This window comes from Mesorhizobium sp. M7A.F.Ca.US.005.03.2.1, assembly GCF_003997795.1.
GTDB classification, from domain to species: Bacteria; Pseudomonadota; Alphaproteobacteria; order Rhizobiales; family Rhizobiaceae; genus Mesorhizobium; species Mesorhizobium ciceri.
Window position 1 is genome coordinate 1 of sequence record NZ_RZRP01001105.1, and the last position, 1,727, is coordinate 1,727.

Genomic DNA, 1,727 nt, shown 5'->3' on the forward strand with positions numbered 1-1,727 from the left:
GCCGGCAACGGCATCACCATCCGCACCGACAATGCCGGCACCGCCGGGGCTGGGACGGCCGTCACCTTCGCCATCAGGCCCGAAAAGATCAAGGTGTCGTCGAAGAAGCCGGCCGAGGCCGTCAACGCCATCGAGGGCGAGGTCTACGACATCGCCTATCTCGGCGACATGACCGTCTATCATGTCAGGCTGGACGACGGCCAGGTGGTGCGCGCCAGCACCATGAACGCGGCCCGCATCACCGAGGATCCGTTGAGCTGGAACGACCGCGCCTGGGTTTCCTTCCGGCCCGACGCCGGCGTCGTGCTGACGCGGTAGGGGGCGACCATGTCGAGCGCCGCCGTCACCACAGCATCAGCCTCTCCGGCATCCAATGCCGGCAGATCCATCCTTGCCAGGCTGGGTGCTGCCTTCGTTGGCCGACTGGTCATCATCATCCCGTATGTCTGGCTGCTGTTCTTCTTCCTCATTCCGTTCGTCATCGTCTTCAAGATCTCGCTGTCGCAGACGGCGATCGCCATTCCGCCCTATACGCCGGCGCTCGATTTCAGCGGCGGTATCTCAGGGTTCCTGGCTCAGCTGAAACAGCTCAGCCTCGACAACTACACCTGGCTGACGCAGGACGCGCTCTACTTCAACGCCTATGTGACCAGCGTCATCATCGCCGCGGTCTCGACGGTCCTGACATTGCTCGTCGGCTACCCCATCGCCTACGGCATGGCGCGCGCGCCGGCGACGATCCGCCCGACCTTGCTGATGCTGGTCATCCTGCCGTTCTGGACCTCGTTCCTGATCCGCGTCTACGCCTGGATCGGCATTCTCAAGCCCGAAGGGCTGCTCAATCAGCTGCTGCTCGCCACCGGCATCATCCACCAGCCGCTGATCATCCTCAACACCTATACGGCGATTTTCATCGGCATCGTCTATTCCTACCTGCCGTTCATGGTGCTGCCGCTCTATTCCGCGCTCGAGAAGATGGACTATTCGCTGATCGAGGCGGCCAAGGATCTCGGTTGCCCGCCGACCAGTGCGTTCTGGAAAATCACCTTCCCGCTGTCGCTGCCCGGCGTCATCGCCGGTTGTCTGCTGGTGTTCATTCCGGCCGTCGGCGAATTCGTCATTCCCGATCTGCTCGGCGGATCGCAGACGCTGATGATCGGCAAGACGTTGTGGAACGAGTTCTTCGCCAATCGCGACTGGCCGGTATCGTCGGCCGTGGCCGTCATCCTGCTGTTGCTGCTGATCGTGCCGATCATGCTCTTCCAGCGGGCTCAGGCGCGCGCTCAGGAAATGGACAGGTGACCTCATGAACGCCACCTGGAGCCGCTTCAACATCACCTCGATCGTGCTTGGCTTTGCCTTTCTCTACCTGCCGATCGTGCTGCTCATCGTCTTCTCGTTCAACGAATCGAAACTGGTCACGGTCTGGGGCGGTTTCTCGACCAAATGGTACGTCTCGCTATTCCACAACCAGGGTCTCATGGACGCGACCTGGGTGACGGCGCGTGTTGGCCTGATCTCGGCCACGGTTGCGACGGTGCTGGGCACCCTGGCGGCACTCACCTTGACCCGCTACACGCGCTTCAAGGGCAGGGTGCTGTTTTCCGGCATGGTCTTTGCGCCGCTGGTCATGCCGGAAGTCATCACCGGCCTGTCGCTGCTGCTGCTCTTCGTCGCCGTCGGGCTCGACCGCGGCTTCCTCACCGTGACGCTCGCCCACATCACGC

At 62.4% G+C, this 1,727-nt stretch carries 2 protein-coding genes and 1 pseudogene; all 3 read left to right on the forward strand.

All coding sequences use genetic code 11. The features are described 5' to 3' along the window. On the forward strand, positions 1-318 hold a 318-nt coding region (locus EN991_RS35120; protein ID WP_127370443.1), incomplete at its 5' end, for a TOBE domain-containing protein. 9 nt (positions 319-327) lie between these two features. Then, entirely contained in the window at positions 328-1,302 is a 975-nt protein-coding gene (locus EN991_RS35125) for an ABC transporter permease subunit (protein ID WP_063170075.1), read from the forward strand. Positions 1,303-1,306: 4 nt separating this feature from the next. Then, positions 1,307-1,727: pseudogene (locus EN991_RS35130) on the forward strand (putrescine ABC transporter permease PotI); the annotation flags it as partial.